Raw genomic sequence first — 23,176 nt, forward strand, 5'->3', positions numbered from 1 at the left:
TCCCGGAGCCGCCGTGCGGCCCCCTCAGAGCGGCCCGCATTGTAGCCAATACGGGGGCCGCGCGGCAGCACGCGAGGAACATCTTGCAAACACTACATATTGTGGGTAGGGTGCGCGCCCCGAAAGGTTGGGGAGTAGGTCTGCGCCGGTGCTTTCCGAGGGCGACGAATGGCATTCTCCAGCGCTGCCGCGGCCTACGGACGCTTCCTAGGACTCACGCACAGAAGACCCACACTTTATCCACAGGTTTCCCCCAGACTGTCACCTTGCAAACACCCCATTAGCGCATTATCTTGTATCCCCATCGTCGCCACCCCCTATATCTTGGGTTTCGAGCGCACGAACGGCTACAACGGAACCAACCGCGCACGGACCACTCTGATGGCTCCGGCGGCTCCGCAAAAAAGCATTTTCCAGACGTACTGAAAGCATCGACGGCGCTCACCGCAAGGAGCCCTTCATGACGTTGGAAAAGCGGTACGGGTGTTGCAACGGACGCTGTAAACAGACAGTCAACACCACTAGGTATTGTGTTCGACGGCAAAACGCCACGAACCCGCCAGGGCCAGGGAGGCACTCACAGTCCCCACCCTCAGCATTCGAATGAAGCAGCCGCCGCGAGGCCGGCTGCCCGGCTCTTTATCGATTCAAGGGAATGGGCGCCCCGGCGCCCGCTAGCAAAACCATTACGAGAACGTGGAGATACCCACCCATGCATACCGACACCACACGCGAGAACCCGCAGGCCAGCGCGCCGCAGGCCGCCGATTCGTCGCAGGATCTGGCCGCCACCGCGCCGGGCCAGCTGCGCGTGATCAAGCGCAACGGCACCGTAGTCCCCTACACCGATGACAAGATCACCGTGGCCATCACCAAGGCGTTCCTCGCCGTGGAAGGCGGCACCGCCGCCGCCTCGTCGCGTATCCATGACACCGTGCGCCGCCTGACCGAGCAGGTCACCGCCACCTTCAAGCGCCGCATGCCGTCCGGCGGCACCATCCACATCGAAGAGATCCAGGACCAGGTCGAACTGGCCCTGATGCGCGCCGGCGAGCAGAAGGTCGCCCGCGACTACGTGATCTACCGCGAAGCCCGCGCCGCCGAGCGCAAGAACGCCGGCGCCGCCAGCGACGTCGCCCAGCCGCACCCGAGCATCCGCATCACCCGCGCCGACGGCAGCCTGTCGCCGCTGGACATGGGCCGCCTGAACACCATCATCAGCGAAGCCTGCGAAGGCCTGGCCGAGGTGGACGGCGCGCTGATCGAGCGCGAGACCCTGAAGAACCTCTACGACGGCGTCGCCGAGAAGGACGTCAACACCGCCCTGGTGATGACCGCGCGCACCCTGGTCGAGCGCGAGCCGAACTACTCCTACGTCACCGCCCGCCTGCTGATGGACACCCTGCGCGCCGAAGCCCTGGGCTTCCTCGGCGTGGCCGAGAGCGCCACCCATCACGAGATGGCCGAGCTGTACGCCAAGGCCCTGCCGGCCTACATCGAGAAAGGCGCCGAGTTCGAGCTGGTCGATGCCAAGCTGAAGGAATTCGACCTGGAGAAACTGGGCAAGGCCATCGATCACGAGCGCGACCAGCAGTTCACCTACCTCGGCCTGCAGACCCTGTACGACCGCTACTTCATCCACAAGGACGGCATCCGCTTCGAACTGCCGCAGATCTTCTTCATGCGCGTGGCCATGGGCCTGGCCATCGAGGAGAAGGACCGCGAGGCACGTGCCATCGAGTTCTACAACCTGCTGTCGTCCTTCGACTACATGAGTTCCACCCCCACCCTGTTCAACGCCGGCACCCTGCGTCCGCAGCTCTCCAGCTGCTACCTGACCACCGTGCCGGACGACCTGTCGGGCATCTACGGCGCCATCCACGACAACGCCATGCTGTCGAAATTCGCCGGCGGCCTGGGCAACGACTGGACCCCGGTGCGCGCGCTGGGCTCCTACATCAAGGGCACCAACGGCAAGTCCCAGGGCGTCGTGCCCTTCCTGAAAGTGGTCAACGACACCGCGGTCGCGGTCAACCAGGGCGGCAAGCGCAAGGGCGCGGTCTGCGCCTACCTGGAGACCTGGCACCTGGACATCGAGGAATTCCTCGAGCTGCGCAAGAACACCGGTGACGACCGTCGTCGTACCCACGACATGAACACCGCCAACTGGATCCCCGACCTGTTCATGAAGCGCGTCTTCGACGACGGCTCCTGGACCCTCTTCTCGCCGTCCGACGTCCCCGACCTGCACGACCTCTACGGCAAGGCCTTCGAGGAGCGCTACGAGTACTACGAGGCCCTGGCCAGCTACGGCAAGCTGAAGCTGCACAAGGTCGTCCAGGCCAAGGACCTGTGGCGCAAGATGCTCTCCATGCTGTTCGAGACCGGCCACCCGTGGCTGACCTTCAAGGACCCGTGCAACCTGCGCAGCCCGCAGCAGCACGTGGGCGTGGTGCACAGCTCGAACCTCTGCACCGAGATAACCCTGAACACCAACAAGGACGAGATCGCCGTCTGCAACCTGGGCTCGATCAACCTGGTCAACCACATCGTCGACGGCAAGCTGGACACCGCCAAGCTGGAGAAGACCGTCAAGACCGCGGTACGCATGCTCGATAACGTCATCGACATCAACTACTACTCGGTCCCGCAGGCGCAGAACTCCAACTTCAAGCACCGTCCGGTCGGCCTGGGCATCATGGGCTTCCAGGACGCCCTGTACCTGCAGCACATCCCCTACGGTTCGGACGCGGCCATCGCCTTCGCCGACCAGTCCATGGAAGCCATCAGCTACTACGCGATCCAGGCTTCCTGCGACCTGGCCGACGAGCGCGGCGCCTACCAGACCTTCCAGGGCTCGCTGTGGTCGCAAGGCATCCTGCCGATCGACTCGGAGAAGAAGCTGATCGAAGAGCGCGGCGCCAAGTACATCGAAGTCGACCTGTCGGAAACCCTCGACTGGGCGCCGCTGCGCGAGCGCGTACAGAAAGGCATCCGCAACTCGAACATCATGGCCATCGCGCCGACCGCGACCATCGCCAACATCACCGGCGTCTCGCAGTCGATCGAGCCGACCTACCAGAACCTGTACGTGAAGTCGAACCTCTCCGGCGAGTTCACCGTGATCAACCCCTACCTGGTGCGCGACCTCAAGGCCCGCGGCCTGTGGGACCCGGTCATGGTCAACGACCTGAAGTACTACGACGGTTCCGTGCAGCAGATCGAGCGCATCCCGCAGGACCTCAAGGACCTCTACGCCACCGCGTTCGAAGTCGAGACCCGCTGGATCGTCGAAGCCGCCAGCCGTCGCCAGAAGTGGATCGACCAGGCCCAGTCGCTGAACCTGTACATCGCCGGCGCCTCGGGCAAGAAGCTCGACGTGACCTACCGCATGGCCTGGTTCCGCGGCCTGAAGACCACCTACTACCTCCGTGCCCTGGCTGCCACCAGCACCGAGAAGTCCACCATCAACACCGGCAAGCTCAACGCCGTGTCGGCCGGTGGCAACGACGGCCTGCAAGCCGCCCCGGCCGCCGAGCCGAAGCCGGCGCCGGTGCCGCAGGCATGCAGCATCGACAACCCCGACTGCGAAGCCTGCCAGTGATCGCGCGTCGCTGAACGGCGTCCGTGTCGCGGCCGGGTAAGCCGGACTCCTCCCGTGAGTCCGGCTTGCCCGGCGCCTGACGGTCGCTCGTCCAGCGCCACGCTGGCAGCGCAAGGCCCCTCGCCAGGGCCAGGAACAATCCCCTTCTTCCCTCCGGGGGAGAAGAACGGCCCGGCCAGACCGTGCCGGACCACCGCTTTCGCGTGCACCTCACGCCCCATATCCAGGCCGCCGAGACGGCCGCCAGACCAGGAGAGAGCAAGATGCTGAGCTGGGACGAATTCGACAAAGAAGACCCGACCGAAGCCAAGGCCGCGCCCGCCGCCGCCCAGGCCGTTGCCCAGGGCCATGACAAGCTGGACGACGAAGCCGCCGGCTCGGTGGAAGAAGCGCGCGCCGTTTCCGCCGACGACTCCGACGCCGTCGCCCGCGCCAAGAAGGCCCTGAACGACCTCGACATCCAGGAAGGCCTGGACGATCTCGAAGGCTCCGCCGCGCGCGTGCAGGTCGGCGACAAGCAGATGATCAACGCCCGCGCCGACCTCAACCAGCTCGTCCCCTTCAAGTACGACTGGGCCTGGCAGAAGTATCTGGATGGTTGCGCCAACCACTGGATGCCGCAGGAAGTCAACATGAACGCCGACATCGCCCTGTGGAAGAGCAAGGACGGCCTCAGCGAAGACGAGCGGCGCATCGTCATGCGCAACCTCGGCTTCTTCTCCACCGCCGACTCGCTGGTCGCCAACAACCTGGTGCTGGCCGTGTACCGCCTGATCACCAACCCCGAGTGCCGCCAGTACATCCTGCGCCAGGCCTTCGAAGAGGCGATCCACACCCACGCCTACCAGTACTGCATCGAGTCGCTGGGCATGGACGAGGGCGAGATCTTCAACATGTACCACGAGATCCCCAGCGTGGCGAAGAAGGCCTCGTGGGGCCTGAAGTACACCCGCTCGATCTCCGACCCGATGTTCCAGACCGGCACCCCGGAAACCGACCGCCAGTTCCTGCGCAACCTGATCGCCTACTACTGCGTGCTGGAAGGCATCTTCTTCTACTGCGGCTTCACCCAGATCCTCTCCATGGGCCGCCGCAACAAGATGACCGGTACCGCCGAACAGTTCCAGTACATCCTCCGCGACGAGTCGATGCACCTGAACTTCGGTATCGACGTGATCAACCAGATCAAGATCGAGAACCCGCACCTGTGGGACGCCCAGATGAAGGACGAGGCGACCCAGATGATCCTCCAGGGCACCCAGCTGGAGATCGAATACGCGCGCGACACCATGCCGCGCGGGGTGCTGGGCATGAACGCGGCGATGATGGAGGACTACCTGAAGTTCATCGCCAACCGGCGCCTGACCCAGATCGGCCTGAAGGAAGAGTATCCGGGGACCACCAACCCATTCCCGTGGATGTCGGAGATCATGGACCTGAAGAAGGAGAAGAACTTCTTCGAGACGCGGGTTATCGAGTACCAGACGGGCGGAGCACTGAGCTGGGATTGAGATTCTCGATTTAGGTCAAGACCGTTAGACGCTGTCGCCGGAAAGGGATTTCGGGACAGTGGTAGAGATGAAGAGCCCCGCCTTGTGCGGGGTTCTTCATTAAAGAGAAATAAAAACCCAAGGTGTTCAGCAAGTTAATTCACCAAATCAAATAGAAGATATGTGCCAAGCTCACTATCCCCAAGACACCATCGACAGACTATTTGAGGACTGTCAAACAGCCCTAGAAAACAAGAAATAAAAACATGCCCAACCATTCGCTCAATCTGAAATCTCCGTAGGGCGAATAACGCGCAGCGTTATCCGCCAGCTGGCCAAGGTACGCTCCGAAATCCTTCTGGATACACGGACGATCCCCAATGCCAAGCTACCGACGAACCTGGGTCCCCGGCGGCACCTATTTCTTCACCGTCACCCTGCATGACCGCCGCTCCAACCTGCTGACCCGCGAAATCGACCTGCTGCGCCGCGTGGTCGCCCAGACCAGGCGCCGGCATCCCTTCCGCATCGATGCCTGGGTCGTGCTGCCGGAGCACATGCATTGCCTCTGGACCCTGCCGCCCGACGACGCCGATTTCGCCACCCGCTGGAAGGTCATCAAGTCCGGCTTCGCACGGCGCATCCCCTGCCACGAATCACGTACCTTCGCGCAACGGCGGCGAGGACAACGCGCCATCTGGCAACAGCGCTACTGGGAACACCTGATTCGCAATGACACGGACTACCGGCGCCATTTCGACTACATCCATCTCAACCCTGTGAAACACGGGCTGGTTACGGCGGTCAAGGATTGGCCCTTCTCCACCTTCCACCGGGCCGTGGCTGAAGGGCTTTATCCCGAGGATTGGGCCGGTGATCCTTCCTTGGAGGTCCGAGCGGCGGAGCGGGTTTGAGTCTGCTGGCGGATAACGGCTGTGCCGTTACTCGCTCTACCCCGGCTACCAAGTCTTTTTCTCGGCCTCGCAGGATGGCCAGCCCCGAGAAAGTAACCAAAGCGCTTGCCCCTGCATTCGACCTCCTACACGACGATTCCGCTCGGCCTCCTGATGGGGCGGACCGGAGCGTCGGATGTTTCTCTGGAAGAGGTAGGGCGAATAACGCGAAGCGTTATCCGCAACTACACAGGATTTTCCTGTAACGCCCGAGCATCGGGGGATTGAAAGAACTTCGTCAAGTCGATGTACAAGCAATGGCTTCAGAGAATCGGCGGATAACTGCTTTGCAGTTATTCGCCCTACCGTTGACCGCTATCGGTGCGCTCCATAATCATTCTTCGGCGCTAAGAACGCATACCACCCAGCGGCAAACCGCTCCCGAAAGTAGCGGTGTATTCCATTGAGGAAATGCGTATGCCATTCGTTTTTCAACCCACCCCATTCATCCCCTCGCGGCACGACACCAACACCACCTCCCCGGAGGTGCGCCATGTCTGACACCCTCCTCCACCCCAGCCGTTTCACCCACCACCATCGGGTCCTGCACGCCGTGCTGCTGGATGAGGAAGGCTGGTTCGTGCTCTCCGACCTGGTACGGCTGCTGGGCCGTTACCTGGGCGGTCGGGCGCCGGCGGCGTTGTGTGACGAGGCGCCGTGGCCGCTGGCGACGGCGGCACAGCGCGAGCGCTTGTTCACCCTCTGCCATGTGCTGGAACGGCACCTGGATGCCGACCAGTGGCGGCTCGCCTGGCTCCATGACGAACGCCACGGGCCACGCCAGGATTGCCTGGTCAGCGAGTCCGGGCTCTACGCTCTGCTCTGGCTCGCAGTGCCTGGCGCGGCGCGAGGCTTGCGCCGTTGGGTCAGCGGCTCGGTGCTGCCACGCCTGCGCAGCCAGTCCCGCCCCAACGCCACGCCCCAGCGCGCCGTGCTGCACTGGAAAACCGCCGAGATCGACACCCTGCACTGGCAAGGCAAGACCTGGATCCCCCTCTCCGACTGCCCCCAACTCCTCGACAGCCCACGCCCGCTGATCCGGGCCTGACCCCGCCACATGCCCTGAAAGGAGTCAGGGCTTGAAGCAGCGGAGTGACCTGCTTTTACATGACTACTTGTCGTGGCCTGCAATCAGCACCGGCCTGTAATCCATCGCGGCCAACCAGAATTATCTGCGACTGACGGATAGGCTGGGCTCAGATTAATTGCGAGTTTGCAATCCATTCGACGGGCTAGTGCTCTTTGCGACTGACGCTCATACTGGTAATCCGGCACTTTGCATCTTTTCCTGCAACTCGGTCGCTCGCGCCGGGTCCAGCGTATTGCTGAACAACGCACTAACCTCCGTAGGCTTGGCATCGAACTGCTCTACCAGGCTTTTATGGTTTATCTTGCTAGTAGTCGACGTGCTTCTGCATCTCGAGACGGGAAGCCACTCTCTACGAGAAGACAGAAGCCCCTCACAGAGGCCTCTGTCTACGCCTACTAAAGTTCGGCTTATTATATGTATTTGTATTCTTTCAATAAATCACTCAGAGCTATTTTAAGTTCACCCTCTGTAAGTTCACCTGGGCGCTCTTTCTTTCCCTCGGTAAAGCTGTCGGCCAGACCAAACATTAAACTCAAGCATCTCCCAAGCGATGCATCATCTTGGGCCAGCACCCCTGAATCGCGCTCGGACCTCCAAGTCTTAAAAAATTCTTCGCTGAAGGTTTTCCCGTCAATCGATGAGGCTAATAGCTTCTTTGCAATATCTATCATTTCCATGCTCATCTTAAAGCACCTCATTTTTCATGTAAAAATTGTATTGATCCGTGCCAGGCTCAATCCTCCACCCAGAAACAAACATCCCATCCTCTCCAATGATAACAACAATATTAGTCCTGGCATTGTAATGTACTTTTGATTTTACTTCGGAGTGGTAAGTCCCTTTTTCTACGGTTGCAGGATCAGCAAGGTGCTCAAGAATTTTATCCCTAAACTCTGCAAGCGTTCCATTGTTGGCGCTTTTTTCACCCAGCCCAAAATCATATTTGTGGCTATCAAATTTTTTCTGTAGTTGCCTCCGTGTGAAGATACCACTATCAAGAGGACTACTGAGCATTACATAAACAGGTTTGACTCCAGAATCCGCCGGGAAAATCACGATCAGATCGTTTAGGTCCAGTAGCACTCCCGGATAGGACTCCGGCTCGGTCTTCAACGGTGTGAGGGTCACCCCCTCATATACCGGCACCGGCTTCGGTACGACCGGAGTGGTACTCGAAGGGTTCTGGTTTCCTGGAGGACTCGCCGGCGTCCAGGTCAGGATCAGTGGCGGCGCTTCTGCGGTCGTAGAGGGAGCCGTAACCTCGTACAGGCCTGTCGTGGCATTGTAGGCCGCCATCCGGACCGGAACGGCTTTCGGAACGCTCACACCATCGGTGCTGACCACCGAAAGGGTCGTCGTGTTGCCTCGTGCCTCGTTGGTCAGGCGCATCGGCAGATCGACGGTACCGCTGGCTTTTGCAACCGCGTTCAGGTTTACGCTTGGGGGAAGCCCCAATTTAGCGGCATCCATGCCCAGGGCGTAACGAACGCTATCGGGCGTTTGGTCCTGCCATTGCTCGGCAGTCCGGGAGGAGTAGGTCAGACTGGCAAAGCCCACGGCCATCACCGAGGGTGCTGAAGCCAGGACCCGGCCCAGGACGGCAATCGCATCGGAGATCGCTTGAGCAAGGGATGCGGCGCCTTGTGCGACCTGGATCAGACCCCGGCCTGCGGCGGTGGCGACAACGCTGCCATTGGCTGGCATGGCATAAGTATTGGCAGCCCTGATCGCCGCTTGACGAGCGATTTCCTTGCGCCTTGCCGTTTCGGCGTTCAGCTTGTCCAGCCGGGCTTGCAGGCTGGCGATTTCATCCACTAGGAGATCGGCGTTGTAGGTTGCCTTTTGTTTCTCCAGTGCATTGGGTGCCTTGGCAATCAAGGCATTGTTTGCAGTCTGCAATTTCTTCTTATTGGCGATCGCCTGCGTAACCAGTTGAGTAGCGCGTTCAAGCCACTGCTCTGGCGTTGGATTGGTCAGTTGAGGCAAAGCATTCCCAGCCTGGTCAAGCTCGGACTGCACTTTTTTCTCGACATTTGCCTTCCTGGCCTTGTAGTCCGCCTCCACCTCAGCAGCGGCTCGCTGGGCTTCTGCTTCCAATGACCGGGCTTTATTCTCCAGCTCTTGAGACGTTTGTTTCAAGATAGCGATTTGCTCCTTATAGATATCGGCGCTGTACGCTTTGGCCAGCTCACTCATATGGCGATCCAGGAACTCTCCATAGAATTTTCGGCTGGCCAGCAACTGACTCTGGTACATCGACTCTGACTTCTGAGGAAAGTCTGAAGCCGTATAAAGATTGGCCGGGCGATCCTCAATGACCTTTAGCGATTTTGCTTTGGCATCCATGAGTGCATCAACGATACTCTTTTCATCGCGGATGTCATTGGCACTGACCGCTTTACCTGGCAACCCCGCTTCATTCTTGAGTTCATCAACCTCCTTCAGGGTTTCATTTTTCAGGTTTTTCTTGAGCTCTGAATGGGACTTATCAAGCGTACTTCTTAGCTTCCTGTACTCCTGCATTCCAGTACCGACATACGGACTTGGTCCTGGTGGGACAAATGGTGGAGTACCGTAGCTTGATCGAGCAGGAATATACTGGATTATGTCACGCCCACCACCCTGCACATGTGTAATAACCATCGAACCAGGTTCGTAATCATTGACAGCCATAGATCGCCCCTACATTAATTTGAAAGTGTAATGTATTGAGCGACTCCCACCTCGAGAACCCTCTCCCAGTCAATAAGCCCCAATGCATCGGCAATACACTGCAATCAACTTCAATATCCCGTGTTTAGATGATCCAGAAGGTGCGCTCTCTCACCTCTTATAATCGCGCCTGCGTCAAACGGTCATTTCCTTAACGCACACCTCATCTACCCCGGCCAGTCACGGAAGCCGCATACCTTCGGTTCATTAACGAACTCCCACTTTCAAAATTCATCCATGCCGCCCCTTCGCGAGCTTCCGGACAAAACCACGCTGATTGCGAGCCCAGCGTTTTTGATTGCAAGCCGCTGCACTTGGTCAGGCCGTTTCCGCAGCGCATGAAGTCCTGGCCGATCTACCGGCAGGGCCAGCCATCGTTCGACGAATAAAGCCACCTCAGCCATGATGCCCTTTCCATCCCCAGCGGAACCCCGACATGGACGCCAAAGCCCTGCTCCTCGGCAGCCTCTGCCTGGCCGCCCCATTCGCCGACGCGGCGACGCTCGACAATGCCCTCTCCGCCTGCCTCGCCGCCCGGCTCGGTGCACCGCACACGGCGGAGGGCCAGTTGCACCTGCCACTCACCCTTGAGGCCCGGCGCTCCACCGGCGAATGCGGCTGTACCTCAGCGCTGGTGCGATATCGGCTGCTGGCCAGGGGCGCCAGCGCCGACAGCCTCGTGCTTCAAGAGGGGCTGCTCGATAGTCGCCAAGACACGCCGCGCACGCTGACCCTGGCGGCGGACGCCGGCTTGGCGAGCGGCCGCGAACTGGTCGTCACCCTGGGTTGCCAGGCGCCTGACTGACAGGCCGGGCTGCCACCACCAGGCCGAGATGGACGCCCTGCATGCACACGCCGATCGGCAAGCCTCCCGTTCGCACATTCACCACTCTGCAATCCAGTTCATAAATCCCATAAAAGCCCTCTTCCGCTCCCCGCCAGCCTCCCCGCATCCCGCACCCTAGACGCCCCGCCGCTCTCCGCCGGCTCGCCCGACAAGAAAAACCAACCGCTCGATCAGCCTCATCCTTCACCCATCACAGGAGCCATCGCGATGCACCTGATACCCCATTGGATCCCCCTGGTCGCCAGCCTCGGCCTGCTCGCCGGCGGCTCGTCCGCGTCCGCCGCCGAGGAAGCCTTCGACCTCTGGAACGAATGCGCCAAGGCCTGCGTGCTCGACCTCAAGGACGGCGTGCGTTCCAGCCGCATGAGCGTCGACCCGGCCATCGCCGACCCCAACGGCCAGGGCGTGCTGCACTACTCCATGGTCCTGGAGGGCGGCAACGACGCGCTCAAGCTGGCCATCGACAACGCCCTCAGCATCACCAGCGACGGCCTGACCATCCGCCTCGAAGGCGGCGTCGAGCCGAACAAGCCGGTGCGCTACAGCTACACGCGCCAGGCGCGCGGCAGTTGGTCGCTGAACTGGCTGGTACCGATCGGCCACGAGAAGCCTTCGAACATCAAGGTGTTCATCCACGAACTGAACGCCGGTAACCAGCTCAGCCACATGTCGCCGATCTACACCATCGAGATGGGCGACGAGTTGCTGGCGAAGCTGGCGCGCGATGCCACCTTCTTCGTCAGGGCGCACGAGAGCAACGAGATGCAGCCGACGCTCGCCATCAGCCATGCCGGGGTCAGCGTGGTCATGGCCCAGGCCCAGCCGCGCCGGGAAAAGCGCTGGAGCGAATGGGCCAGCGGCAAGGTGTTGTGCCTGCTCGACCCGCTGGACGGGGTCTACAACTACCTCGCCCAGCAGCGCTGCAACCTCGACGATACCTGGGAAGGCAAGATCTACCGGGTGCTCGCCGGCAACCCGGCGAAGCATGACCTGGACATCAAGCCCACGGTCATCAGTCATCGCCTGCACTTCCCCGAGGGCGGCAGCCTGGCCGCGCTGACCGCGCACCAGGCCTGCCACCTGCCGCTGGAGACTTTCACCCGTCATCGCCAGCCGCGCGGCTGGGAACAACTGGAGCAGTGCGGCTATCCGGTGCAGCGGCTGGTCGCCCTCTACCTGGCGGCGCGACTGTCGTGGAACCAGGTCGACCAGGTGATCCGCAACGCCCTGGCCAGCCCCGGCAGCGGCGGCGACCTGGGCGAAGCGATCCGCGAGCAGCCGGAGCAGGCCCGTCTGGCCCTGACCCTGGCCGCCGCCGAGAGCGAGCGCTTCGTCCGGCAGGGCACCGGCAACGACGAGGCCGGCGCGGCCAGCGCCGACGTGGTGAGCCTGACCTGCCCGGTCGCCGCCGGTGAATGCGCGGGCCCGGCGGACAGCGGCGACGCCCTGCTGGAGCGCAACTATCCCACTGGCGCGGAGTTCCTCGGCGACGGTGGCGACGTCAGCTTCAGCACCCGCGGCACGCAGAACTGGACGGTGGAGCGGCTGCTCCAGGCGCACCGTCAACTGGAGGAGCGCGGCTATGTGTTCGTCGGCTACCACGGCACCTTCCTCGAAGCGGCGCAAAGCATCGTCTTCGGCGGGGTGCGCGCGCGCAGCCAGGATCTCGACGCGATCTGGCGCGGTTTCTATATCGCCGGCGATCCGGCGCTGGCCTACGGCTACGCCCAGGACCAGGAACCCGACGCGCGCGGCCGGATCCGCAACGGTGCCCTGCTGCGGGTCTATGTGCCGCGCTCGAGCCTGCCGGGCTTCTACCGCACCGGCCTGACCCTGGCCGCGCCGGAGGCGGCGGGCGAGGTCGAACGGCTGATCGGCCATCCGCTGCCGCTGCGCCTGGACGCCATCACCGGCCCCGAGGAGGAAGGCGGGCGCCTGGAGACCATTCTCGGCTGGCCGCTGGCCGAGCGCACCGTGGTGATTCCCTCGGCGATCCCCACCGACCCGCGCAACGTCGGCGGCGACCTCGACCCGTCCAGCATCCCCGACAAGGAACAGGCGATCAGCGCCCTGCCGGACTACGCCAGCCAGCCCGGCAAACCGCCGCGCGAGGACCTGAAGTAACTGCCGCGACCGGCCGGCTCCCTTCGCAGGAGCCGGCCTTCTCGGGGCCTGGCCATACATCAGGTTTTCCTGATGCCAGCCCAATCGAATATGAATTCATCCTGATAGGTAATCCGCCTAACCTGCGTCTGCCACGCTTTCGCTCGTCCCGGAAGCGGCCATAACAATTCCAATAGCCGACGAGGACTCTCCATGCTCACCCATCGCATCGGTGGCATCCGCCTTTCCCCTTCCCCGCAGCGCTCGCCCGGAGACCGCCATGACTGATCTCCGCGATACCTCCCGCGACGAACGCCTGCTGGCGGCCCACGGCTATCGCCAGGAACTGGAGCGCGGGCTGAGCCTGTGGTCGTCCTTTTCCGTCGGCTTCGCCACCATCTCGCCGGTGGTGGGCATCTACTCGGTGATGTCCCTCGGCGCCATGAGCATGGGCCCCTCCTGGGTCTGGGTGGTGCCGCTGTGCCTGCTGCTGCAGTTCGGCGTGGCGCTGGTCTACGCCGAGCTGTCCTCGCAGTTTCCGCTGGCCGGCGGCTGCTACCAGTGGGTGCGGCGCCTGGTGGGCGACCGCCTGGCCTGGTTCACCGGCTTCCTCTACCTGGCTTCGGCGCTGGCCTCGCTGACTACCGTGGCCTACCTCGGTGGCTTCTGGCTCGGCCTGCTGGCGACCGGCGCGCCGCCGTCGGCCAACGGCCAGGTGCTCTGCGGCGCGCTGCTGCTGGCGCTGGGCCTGGCGGTGAACCTGCTGGGGATCAACCCGCTGAAGTACTTCGTCAATGCCGGGATCGTCGCCGAGGCCATCGCCTCCATCGGTATCGGCGTGCTGTTGCTGCTGTTCTTCCGCAACCATCCGCTCGATCTGCTGTTCAGCGGCCCGGGCGGCACAGGCGATGCGGACGGTTCCTACCTGGACGGCGTGCTGACAGCGCTGGCGGTGGGCGGCTGGGCTTTCCTCGGCTTCGACGCCTGCTCGCAGATTTCCGAGGAAACCACCGATGCCCGCGTCTCCACTCCCCAGGCGATCCTGCGCTCGATGCTGGTGGTGGGATTCACCGTGATGCTCACCGCCTTCGCCGTGACCCTGTCCTACCAGGACATCGGCGCGGTGGTCAGCGGCCAGGTGGTCGACCCGGTCACCCCGGCGGTGGTGGACGCCTTCGGCGCCTGGGCCGAGCGGCCCTTCGTCGCAGTGGTGCTGATCGCCTTCGTCGCCTGCGTGGTGTCGGTGCAGACCTACATCGGCCGGGCGATCTTCGGCATGGCGCGCGACGCCATCCTGCCCGGCTCCGCCCTGCTGCGCCGGGTCGACCGGCGCAAGGTGCCGATGGCGGCGATGGTCTGCAGCACGCTGCTGGCCAGCCTCGGCCTGGCCCTGGGGCTGAACGCCACGGCGGTCGGCACGCTGATCGCGTTCGGCAGCGGCGGTTTCTTCGTGGTCTTCCTGATCGTCGCCGCCTGCGCTCTCTGGGCCCGCCTCGTCGGCCGCTGGGACCCGGACAAGGGCGCCTTGCGCCTGGGGCGCGCGGGGCTGGCGGTGAACGTCCTGGCAGTCGCCTGGCTGTCGTTCGAGGCGCTCAACGTCGCCTGGCCGCGGGCCAGCCTCGCCCCGCCCGACGCGCCCTGGTTCCAGGTCTGGGCGGTGGTCGTGGTGTTCTCCGCGCTGGCCGCGTTCGGCCTGCTCTACATGCTCATCGCCAAGCCGCATCGGCGCATCGCCACCAGCCTCAGCTTCGCCGCTCCGCCGGCGGACTGACCCGCACGCGCCGGCCGTTCCGGCGCCTCCTCCGGTTGTTCCCGCACGCTGGCTTCGCGCCCGGCGGGGCCCGGATCATCCTGCTTTCACGGAGCATCGCCATGAGCGACCTGCATTACTGGAACTACCCCACCGATATCCTCTGCGGCGTCGGCGCCCTGGAACAACTGCCGAGGCGTTGCGCGCTGGCGGGCGCACGCCGGCCCCTGCTGGTCACCGATCCCGGCATGCTCGCCCTGGAGCCCCTGCGCCTGGTGCGCGAGTGCCTGGAACGCGCCGGCATCGACCATGACCTGTTCCACGAACTGTCGAGCAACCCCAGCCTCGCTGAAGTCCACGGCGGCGCCAGGCGCTTCGAGGCTGGCGGGCATGACGCGCTGATCGCTCTCGGCGGCGGCAGCGCCCTCGACGCGGCCAAGGGAATCGCCCTGCTCAGCCGCGATCCGCACGGCCTCGAACGCTTCGAATGGACCCAGACGCTGCGCAGCTATCCGACCCTCGCCGACTACCCGCTGCTCGGCCTGCCGCCGCTGCTGGCGCTGCCCACGACCGCCGGCACCGGCTCGGAACTGGGACGCGAGGCGGTGCTGACCGACACGCAACTGGGCATCAAGCGGGTCGTCGGCCATCGCGAGCTGCTGGCCGCCTGCGTATTCCTCGACCCGCGCCTGACCCGCGGGTTGCCGCCGGCGCTGAGCGCCGCCACCGGCATGGACGCCCTCACCCATCACCTGGAGGCGCTGTTCTCGCCGCTCTACCATCCGATGTCGGCGGGCATCGCCCTGGAAGGCGTGCGCCTGGTCAGGCAGCACCTGGAAAACGCCGTGCGCGACGGCAACGACCTCGCCGCCCGGGAAGGCATGCTGGTAGCCTCGGCCAGCGCCGCAGTGGCATTCCAGAAGGGGCTTGGCGGGGTCCACGCCCTGGCCCACCCGCTGGGCGCTCGCCATCACCTGCACCACGGCCTGCTGAACGCCGTGCTGCTGCCCTACGTTCTGCTGGCCAACCGCCCGGCGGTAGAAGCCGACGCCGCGCGCCTGGCGCGCTACCTGGAACTCGACGAAGCGAGCTTCGACGGCCTGCTGGCGTGGATCCTCGAACTGCGCGCGCGCATCGGCATCCCGGCGAACCTCGCCGCCCTCGGCCTGGATGGCGAGGACGCGCAATGGGTGGGCGAGCAGGCGCTGGCCGACCTGTCGTCCTCGGCGACCAACGCCCTGCCGCTCGATGCCCGGGATTATGCGCGCATCTACCGCCAGGCGGTGGCCGGGACTCTCGCCTGAGCGCTCAGGACGCCAGGCCGTGGACCTGCAGCAGGTCGTCGATGAAGGCGCGGGCGGCTTCGCTGAGGGGGCGCCCGGCATAGACGATCATGCTGTGCTCCACCGGGTAGCTCAGCCGCTCCGGCAACAGCGCGCGCATCCGCCCACGCTCGATCCAGGCTTCGGCGTAATGGGTCGGCAGGTAGCCCAGGTGGGTGCCGGCCAGCACGGCATGGGCGACCGCTTCCATGTGGTAGGCGGTGGCGCGGCTGCGCGACGGGCGTAGCGGCAGGACCAGGTTTTCCGGCAGAAAGCCGTGCATCACCCAGTCACAGGCGGCGATCCGCTCCAGGGTCGGCTGCGCCTCGGCGAACAGCGGATGGCGATCGCCGCAGAACACGCCGATCTCTTCGCGATACAGCGGGCGGTATTCGAGGCTCGGCCGCGAACGGCTGAAATAGGAGATCGCCAGGTCCAGCTCGCCTTCGATCACCGCCAGTTCCAGCTCGGTGGGCGAATTGACGAAAAGGTTCAGTTGGACATCCTGGTCGCGCCGCTGGAAGCGCGCCAGCGCATCGCCGAAACGGGCCTGGGGCAAGGTCGCGAGATTGTCCGCGAGGCCCAGGTACAGCTCCCCGACCAAACGTCCGGACAACGCCTGCGCCTGGTCGCGAAACAGGCCGATGGCGTCGAACATCGTTCGCGAAGCCTCCAGCACCCGGCGACCCTTGGCGGTCAGTCGGAAACCGCCCTTGCCGCGCTCGCAGAGCCGGTAGCCGAGGCGCTTCTCCAGGCTGGCGATGTGCATGCTGATGTTCGACTGGCTCATGTTCAGCTCGGCCTGGGCCGCGGTGAAACCGCCGCACTTCACCACGCAGGCGAAGATGCGCAACAGACGCAGGTCTAGGTCGGTGACGTTTCTCAGCATGGCGGTCCGATCCGGCGCGAGGTCCCGCAGTCTAGCCGAGCGCCGCGACACGCGGCCATCCAGCGGCGGCGCACGGCGCACCAGAGGCGCTGGCGTATCATCGAAAATCTGGTCTATTCCAATTTCTTGAAAATACGTAGAAAAGTCCCGCCCAAAGGTGCCGCCAGGACAAGAAAATGCACCAATCCCAGGCAATCCCTCGAAAAAATCGAATCGTTTCGCCCTGCTTTTGGTCTAGACCATAAAAATACCCAGTGCTAGATTGACCTTCGCCAGCCGGCCCAGCCTGACCGGATCGGCGCCATGCACCGCCACCAAGCCTTCACAATCCATCTCAGCCTCGGCAGGACCGAGCAGGAGCGCGTCGACAGCCAACCTTGCGCACGAAAAAAGTCATGGGAAAGGCATCTGGCCTAGACCATGCATCCGGACAGCTTTGCAGCAGCACAACAAGAACAACCTCCCCGCACTGTCTAGACCCATAGGGACCCACATGAACAACCACAACGGTACCCTGCACCGTGGCTGGCAATCGCTCCAGCGCTGGCGCATCCAGATCTTCGTCATCACCTGGCTGGCCTACGCCGCCTTCTACTTCACCCGCAAGGCCTTCTCGGTGGCCAAGCTCGGCATCGCCGAAGACCCCTCCTTCGAGCTCGACAAGAGCGCCATGGCCGATCTCGATGCCCTCTACCTGGCCGCCTACGCCGTGGGCCAGTTCATGTGGGGGGTGTTCGCCGACCGTTTCGGCACCCGCGTGGTGGTGCTCGGCGGTTTGCTCACCTCGGCGCTGGCGGCGCTGGCGATGGGTACCTTCGCCACCCTGCCGATCTTCGCCGCCTGCATGGTGGTTCAGGGCCTGGCGCAGTCCACCGGCTGGTCGGGGCTGTGCAAGAACATCGGCGCCTTCTTCGCCACCTACGAGCGAGGCCGCGTGCTCGGCCTGTGGAGTACCTGCTACGCCTTCGGCGGGCTGGTGGCGACGCCGTTCGCCGGCTGGTGCGCCTACCGGTTGACGCATGACTGGCGCATGGCCTTCCTGTCCTCGGCGGGAGTGGTGCTGGCGGTGGCCGCGCTGTTCTTCTTCCTCCAGCGCAACCGTCCGCAGGACGTCGGCCTGCCGCCCGTGGAGGCCGAGGCCGCGCCCCCCGCCAACGCGCCCCGGCCGAGCCATTCCGGCGCCCTGCTGAAGGCGCTCAGGAATCCCCACGTGCTGGTCCTCGGCATCGCCTACTTCCTGCTCAAGCCGGCGCGCTACGCGATCCTGCTCTGGGGCCCGGTGATCATCTACGAACGCATGCCGGAGATCGGCAAGGTCGCCTCGGCCATCGTGCCTTCGGCCTTCGAGGTCGCCGGGCTGGCCGGGCCGATCCTCATCGGCCTGGCCTCGGACAAGCTGTTCGGCGCCCGCCGCATGCCGGCCTGCGTGCTCAGCCTGGCGGCGCTGACCGTGAGCCTGGCGTTGTTCGTCCCGGCGATGCAGAGCGGCAGCCTGTACCTGGTGGTCGGCCTGCTGTTCATGATGGGCGTCACCCTCTACGGGCCGGACTCGATGATCAGCGGCGCCGCCGCCATCGACTTCGGTACCAGCGAAGCAGCCGGTACCGCCACCGGCTTCGTCAACGGCTGCGGCTCGGTCGGGGCGATCCTCGGCGGCCTGCTGCCGGGCTACTTCGACACCCTCACGGTGTTCTTCGTGTTCACCGCCACCGCGCTGCTCGCCAGCCTGCTGCTGGTGCCGTTCTGGAACAGCCGGCCAGGCGCGTGCCGCGTCGAACCGAAGGCGCATGCCGGCGGGCCGCTGCTGGCGGCCGGCAAGCCGCGTTGAAACCTCGCCGAACCACCGCCCGGCGCCAGGCGTGCCGGGCCAATCCCTAGCGAACAAGGAACCGCCTATGCCACTTGCCCTCTTCGACCTCGACGACACCCTGATCGACGGCGACTGCGCGACCCTCTGGGGGCGCTACATGACCGAACTGGGCTGGGTCGAGAAGACCGCCTTCCTGCACCAGGAACGCCGCCTCATGGAACTCTATGCCGAGGGCCGGCTGGCCATGGAGGACTACATGGACTTCAGCCTGGCGCCCATCGCCGGCCGCACCCCGGCGGAGATCGCCGGCGCCGTCGAGGATTTCGTCGCGCGGATCATAGCGCCGCGCATCCACGCCGACGCCCTGCGCTGCCTGGAACGCCACCGCCAGGCCGGCGACCGCCTGCTGATCATCTCCGCCTCGGCGCACTTCCTGGTCAGCGCCATCGGCCGCCGGCTGGGGGTGGACGAGGTGCTGGCGATCGACATCGAGGAGCGCGACGGCCTCTACACCGGGCGCACCCGCGGCACCCTCACCTACCGCGAGGGCAAGGTCCGTCGCCTCGACGCCTGGCTGGCCCAGGAGGGCGAGACGCTGGCCGGCGCGACCTTCTATTCCGACTCGCGCAACGACCTGCCGCTGCTCTCGCGGGTCGACCGACCGCACACGGTGAACCCCGACCCGGCGCTGCTCGGGCACGCCCGCGAGGCCGGCTGGCCAGTGCTGGAATGGCGCTGAGAAGGCGCGCCGCGCTATACCGCCGGCGGCCCGGAAGCATTACCCTGTAGCCCCCCGGAGCCCCAGCGGAGAAGCGTCGATATGCGCGACGAGCCGTCCCGCCCCCTGACGGTGATCTACCAGTCCCTGCGCGAGCAGATCGAGCGCGGCCTGCTCGCGCGCGGCAGCAAGCTGCCCAGCGAACGGCAATTGAGCGAGCTGTTCTCGACCACCCGCATCACCCTGCGCGAGGCGCTCGGCCAGTTGGAGGACCAGGGCCTGATCTACCGCGAGGAACGCCGCGGCTGGTTCGTCTCGCCGCAGCGGCTGCTGTACAACCCGCTGGTGCGCAGCCACTTCCACGCGATGGTCGCCGACCAGGGCCGGGTGCCGGAGACCGAGGTGCTCGGCGCGGCGATGATCCCGGCCAGCGTCGACATCTGCCAGCGCCTGGAGCTGCCGGCGCTGTCGCGGGTGTTCCAGATCCGCCGGGCGCGGCGGGTCGACGGGCGGCTGGTGCTGTACGTCGAGCACTACCTGAATCCCGCCTACTTTCCCGGCATCGAGCGCTTCGACCTGACTCGCTCGCTGACCGATCTCTACGCCAACCACTACGGCATCCGCTACGGCCGGGTGCGCTTCGAGATGGTCCCGACCATCCTCCCGGCGGAAGCCGCCGGGCCGCTGCGGGTTTCGGTGGGCAGCCCGGCGCTGCAGATCGTGCGGGTCAACCGCGACCAGGCGGGCCGCCTGATCGACTGCGACCTGGAGTACTGGCGCCACGACGCGCTACAGGTCAACGTCGAGGTGCCCGAGTAGCGCTCCGCGGTCCTGTTCCTGGCGCATGCATGACCGCCTGGCGGGTTTCCCGCCGCTTCCAGCGCATTGGTCGACCGCTGGGCACGCTGCGTCGACGCTGAGCGGTTGCCGCTGACGGCACGGCCTGCTAAAAGCGGCGACGACATTCGAAAATGCGATACGACCATGAGCGACAGTGAAAAATCGAATAGCCGCCTGTTCGACCTCGACCTGCTCCGCGCCATCGTCACGGTGGCCGACTGCGGCAGCTTCACCACTGCCGCCGCGCGCCTGCACTCGACCCAGTCGACCGTCAGCCAGAAGGTTCGCCGCTTGGAGGAAATGGCCGGACACCGCCTGCTGGAGCGCGGCAACCGCGACGTGTTGCCGACCGACGCCGGCGATACGCTGCTCGGCTATGCCCGCCGCCTGCTGGCACTGAACGACGAACTGGCCGAGGCGCTATCCGGCGGCACGGTGGCGCTGACGGTACGTATCGGCGTGCCGGACGACTTCGCCGCCGGCCGTACCACCGAGCGACTGGCGGCCTTCAACCGGCGTTATCCACAGGTCAAGCTGGAAGTCACCAGCGGCATGAGCCGCGACCTCAGCGCCAGCTACGACCGCGGCGAACTGGACCTGGTGCTGCTCAAGCAGCGACGCGCCAGCCGCGAGGCACTGGCCTGCTGGCCGGAAAAGACATGCTGGGTGGACAGCGCCAGGAACCCCTGCATCGACCTCGACCCGCTGCCCATCGTCACCTTCCCGCCGCGCGGGGTCTACCGCGACGAGATGATCGCCGCCCTGGAAGCGGTCGGCCGGCGCTGGCACATCAGCTTCACCAGTTCCAGCCTCAGCGGCCTGCAATCGGCCATCGCCGACGGCATGGGCATCGGCCTGCTGCCGCTGCGCGCGGTGAGCGCAGGCCATGCGGTGCTGCCGAAGAACGCCGGGCTGCCGGCGGTGGACGTGTTCGAAGTGGCGCTGCTGCACCGGCCGGCGGCGGATCCGATGGTGAAGGCGCTGGCGCGCGTGCTGTCGCGGGTGCTGGCGGAAGATACCCGGAGCCGCCCCGCATTCGAAAAATGAATATGCTGGATTCCAACATTTAATTTGTGCATGCGCCAGGCGCTGGATATCGTTGCCGTCAGCAACGGCTCGCGCCCGCCCGTTTCGCTCCGGCGGCGCGTGAGCCGGCAGCAAGACAACAACGAGGAAACGCTCCATGTCCAAGTCCAGCTACTACGCGCCGCACGGCGGGCACCCGGCACAGACCGAGCTGCTCACCGACCGGGCGATGTTCACCGAAGCCTATGCCGTGATTCCCAAGGGGGTGATGCGCGATATCGTCACCAGCCACCTGCCGTTCTGGGACAACATGCGCATGTGGGTGATCGCCCGCCCGCTGTCCGGCTTCGCCGAGACCTTCTCGCAGTACATCGTCGAACTGGCGCCCAACGGTGGCAGCGACAAACCGGAGCAGGATCCCAACGCCGAGGCCGTGCTGTTCGTCGTCGAGGGCGAGCTGAGCCTGACCCTGCAGGGCCAGGTCCACGCCATGCAGCCGGGCGGCTACGCCTTCATTCCGCCGGGCGCCGACTACAAGGTGCGCAATACCACCGGCCAGCACACCCGCTTCCACTGGATCCGCAAGCACTACCAGAAGGTCGACGGCGTACCGCTGCCGGAAGCCTTCGTCACCAACGAGCAGGACATCCAGCCGCTGGTGATGCCGGACACCGAAGGCCGCTGGAGCACCACCCGCTTCGTCGACATGAGCGACATGCGCCACGACATGCACGTCAACATCGTCAACTTCGAGCCGGGCGGCGTGATCCCCTTCGCCGAGACCCACGTGATGGAGCACGGCCTGTACGTGCTGGAAGGCAAGGCGGTGTACCGCCTGAACCAGGACTGGGTCGAGGTGGAGGCCGGCGACTTCATGTGGCTGCGCGCCTTCTGCCCGCAGGCCTGCTATTCGGGCGGCCCGGGGCGCTTCCGCTACCTGCTGTACAAGGATGTCAACCGGCACATGCGCCTGACTCTCAATGCGCCGCATTGAGGGCGGGACAGGCTGAAAGGGAACCCGGCGCCATGGCGCCGGGTTTTTCGTTTGCGGAAGGCGCCCAGCCCGTCGTCAGCTCCGGGCGCGGAGGACTTCAGGGCGAACCGAACATGGCCGTCCAGTAGATTCCCGCGTCGCTCTTCGGATCGGTGGCGTAGGCCGCGCCCAGCTCGCGGTAGCCGGGGCTCATCAGGTTGGCGCAGTGGCCCGGGCTGGCCAGCCAGCCGTCGACCACCTTGTCCACCCCGTCCTGGCCGGCGGCGATGTTTTCGCCGACCAGCCCGCCGCTGTAGCCGGCCAGCTCGGCGCGGTCGCCGGGGGTGCGGCCGTCGCGGTCGAGGTGGTCGAAGAAATTGCCGTTGGCCATCGCCCGCGAATGCGCTTCGGCGGCGCCGCCAAGGGTGGCGTTCCAGGCCAGCGGCTGGGCCGCTGCGTAAGGTTTGCCACCGCACTGGCGGGCTTGCCCGCGGGCGGCATTGATCCGTTCCAGGAGCTTCTGCCCTTCCGCCTGCCAATCGCCCATGCCGCCGCGCAGCAATGGCCGGGCGAGGACGATGCGCCAGTCGCGGTCCTGGCGGCTGACGCCGACGTCGACGAACTGCGGGTCGAGCACCACGCGACAGAAGCTTTCCTCCAGCGCCTTCATCGCCGCGCCGGCATCGCGCGGCCCGGAAAGGCTGACCGACTGCACGTTGACCATCGGGTAGGCGGCCTGTGCCATCGCCTGCTGCAGGTCGCCAGCGGCATTCACCGGCAAGGCCAGGCGCGGGTCGGCGGCCAGCGGCGGCAGTTCACCGCTGGCCTGCCCGCCGCAGGACTGCACCTGACCGCGGTAGGCGTTGATCGCCTCGATCAGTTGCGCCTCGTCGGCGGCACTGGCGGCCGCTGCGAGCGCCAGCCCGAGCGTCAGTACGGCCAAACGCGGGATGCTTGGGATTGCCATGGAAATCTCCTCGATCTGATGGCGCCTATGATGCGCGATTCCGCGGCGCGCCGCCGCATTCGACCGGAACCCGGCGCCGGCG

Annotated in this window: 17 protein-coding genes and 1 pseudogene; 13 read left to right on the forward strand and 5 right to left on the reverse strand. The window is 64.9% G+C overall.

Features of this window, described 5'->3' with window-relative positions; translation table 11 throughout:
* Nucleotides 1-712 precede the first annotated feature (712 nt).
* The 4 genes from ACI766_RS19975 to ACI766_RS19990 all read left to right on the forward strand — a co-directional run bounded on the left by ACI766_RS19975 (nucleotide 713) and on the right by ACI766_RS19990 (nucleotide 7,095).
* The gene (locus tag ACI766_RS19975) at nucleotides 713-3,604 is read left to right on the forward strand and encodes a ribonucleoside-diphosphate reductase subunit alpha (protein ID WP_003082358.1); all 2,892 of its coding nucleotides are present in this window, start codon (nucleotides 713-715) and stop codon (nucleotides 3,602-3,604) included.
* Nucleotides 3,605-3,867: 263 nt separating this feature from the next.
* Nucleotides 3,868-5,115, forward strand: a complete 1,248-nt coding sequence (locus ACI766_RS19980) for a ribonucleotide-diphosphate reductase subunit beta (protein WP_003086547.1) — start codon at nucleotides 3,868-3,870, stop codon at nucleotides 5,113-5,115.
* A gap of 359 nt (nucleotides 5,116-5,474) precedes the next feature.
* The gene (locus ACI766_RS19985) at nucleotides 5,475-6,008 is read left to right on the forward strand and encodes an REP-associated tyrosine transposase (protein WP_003101814.1); all 534 of its coding nucleotides are present in this window, start codon (nucleotides 5,475-5,477) and stop codon (nucleotides 6,006-6,008) included.
* A gap of 532 nt (nucleotides 6,009-6,540) precedes the next feature.
* Complete coding sequence (locus ACI766_RS19990; RefSeq protein ID WP_010793921.1) at nucleotides 6,541-7,095, forward strand: Bro-N domain-containing protein; 555 nt, start codon at nucleotides 6,541-6,543, stop codon at nucleotides 7,093-7,095.
* A 452-nt stretch (nucleotides 7,096-7,547) separates the two neighbouring features.
* Here the strand turns inward: ACI766_RS19990 and ACI766_RS19995 are convergent, their stop codons facing one another.
* The 3 genes and pseudogenes from ACI766_RS19995 to ACI766_RS20005 all read right to left on the reverse strand — a co-directional run bounded on the left by ACI766_RS19995 (nucleotide 7,548) and on the right by ACI766_RS20005 (nucleotide 9,810).
* Nucleotides 7,548-7,820: a colicin immunity domain-containing protein gene (locus tag ACI766_RS19995; protein WP_016561652.1), complete on the reverse strand. Its 273-nt coding sequence runs from the start codon at nucleotides 7,818-7,820 to the stop codon at nucleotides 7,548-7,550.
* Between the two features lies 1 nt (nucleotide 7,821).
* Nucleotides 7,822-8,841 (reverse strand): S-type pyocin domain-containing protein, encoded by a 1,020-nt coding sequence (locus ACI766_RS20000; protein WP_368483871.1) that lies wholly within the window; start codon nucleotides 8,839-8,841, stop codon nucleotides 7,822-7,824.
* A 103-nt stretch (nucleotides 8,842-8,944) separates the two neighbouring features.
* A pseudogene (locus ACI766_RS20005) lies at nucleotides 8,945-9,810 on the reverse strand (hypothetical protein).
* A gap of 475 nt (nucleotides 9,811-10,285) precedes the next feature.
* On the opposite strand from ACI766_RS20005, the gene ACI766_RS20010 reads away from it, so the two are divergent.
* The 4 genes from ACI766_RS20010 (at nucleotide 10,286) to ACI766_RS20025 (ending at nucleotide 15,853) form a co-directional block, all read left to right on the forward strand.
* The gene (locus ACI766_RS20010; RefSeq protein WP_003112477.1) at nucleotides 10,286-10,654 is read left to right on the forward strand and encodes a DUF2195 family protein; all 369 of its coding nucleotides are present in this window, start codon (nucleotides 10,286-10,288) and stop codon (nucleotides 10,652-10,654) included.
* 249 nt (nucleotides 10,655-10,903) lie between these two features.
* Nucleotides 10,904-12,820 (forward strand): exotoxin A, encoded by a 1,917-nt coding sequence (gene toxA, locus ACI766_RS20015; RefSeq protein ID WP_023086494.1) that lies wholly within the window; start codon nucleotides 10,904-10,906, stop codon nucleotides 12,818-12,820.
* 259 nt (nucleotides 12,821-13,079) lie between these two features.
* The gene (locus ACI766_RS20020; RefSeq protein ID WP_033940058.1) at nucleotides 13,080-14,570 is read left to right on the forward strand and encodes an APC family permease; all 1,491 of its coding nucleotides are present in this window, start codon (nucleotides 13,080-13,082) and stop codon (nucleotides 14,568-14,570) included.
* Nucleotides 14,571-14,671: 101 nt separating this feature from the next.
* Complete coding sequence (locus ACI766_RS20025; RefSeq protein WP_009876076.1) at nucleotides 14,672-15,853, forward strand: iron-containing alcohol dehydrogenase; 1,182 nt, start codon at nucleotides 14,672-14,674, stop codon at nucleotides 15,851-15,853.
* A 4-nt stretch (nucleotides 15,854-15,857) separates the two neighbouring features.
* On the opposite strand, the gene ACI766_RS20030 is transcribed toward ACI766_RS20025, so the two are convergent.
* Nucleotides 15,858-16,760: a LysR family transcriptional regulator gene (locus tag ACI766_RS20030; protein ID WP_003086538.1), complete on the reverse strand. Its 903-nt coding sequence runs from the start codon at nucleotides 16,758-16,760 to the stop codon at nucleotides 15,858-15,860.
* Between the two features lie 493 nt (nucleotides 16,761-17,253).
* Between ACI766_RS20030 and ACI766_RS20035 the strand changes: the two genes are divergently transcribed.
* From ACI766_RS20035 to ACI766_RS20055, 5 genes are all read left to right on the forward strand, one after another.
* Nucleotides 17,254-18,588: an MFS transporter gene (locus tag ACI766_RS20035; RefSeq protein WP_014603174.1), complete on the forward strand. Its 1,335-nt coding sequence runs from the start codon at nucleotides 17,254-17,256 to the stop codon at nucleotides 18,586-18,588.
* 67 nt (nucleotides 18,589-18,655) lie between these two features.
* Nucleotides 18,656-19,309, forward strand: a complete 654-nt coding sequence (locus ACI766_RS20040) for an HAD family hydrolase (RefSeq protein WP_003082318.1) — start codon at nucleotides 18,656-18,658, stop codon at nucleotides 19,307-19,309.
* A gap of 81 nt (nucleotides 19,310-19,390) precedes the next feature.
* Nucleotides 19,391-20,107, forward strand: a complete 717-nt coding sequence (locus ACI766_RS20045) for a UTRA domain-containing protein (protein ID WP_003086532.1) — start codon at nucleotides 19,391-19,393, stop codon at nucleotides 20,105-20,107.
* Nucleotides 20,108-20,272: 165 nt separating this feature from the next.
* Nucleotides 20,273-21,175, forward strand: a complete 903-nt coding sequence (locus tag ACI766_RS20050; protein WP_023086496.1) for a LysR family transcriptional regulator — start codon at nucleotides 20,273-20,275, stop codon at nucleotides 21,173-21,175.
* A 136-nt stretch (nucleotides 21,176-21,311) separates the two neighbouring features.
* Nucleotides 21,312-22,148: a bifunctional allantoicase/(S)-ureidoglycine aminohydrolase gene (locus ACI766_RS20055; protein ID WP_003086528.1), complete on the forward strand. Its 837-nt coding sequence runs from the start codon at nucleotides 21,312-21,314 to the stop codon at nucleotides 22,146-22,148.
* Nucleotides 22,149-22,245: 97 nt separating this feature from the next.
* Here ACI766_RS20055 and ACI766_RS20060 read toward each other — a convergent pair whose 3' ends face one another.
* Nucleotides 22,246-23,094 carry a CAP domain-containing protein gene (locus ACI766_RS20060; RefSeq protein ID WP_023087673.1) on the reverse strand — a complete coding sequence of 283 codons (849 nt, stop codon included), beginning with the start codon at nucleotides 23,092-23,094 and terminating at the stop codon, nucleotides 22,246-22,248.
* Between the last annotated feature and the right edge of the window lie 82 nt (nucleotides 23,095-23,176).

Source organism: Pseudomonas sp. DL (assembly GCF_047199225.1).
Classification (GTDB): Bacteria; Pseudomonadota; Gammaproteobacteria; order Pseudomonadales; family Pseudomonadaceae; genus Pseudomonas; species Pseudomonas aeruginosa.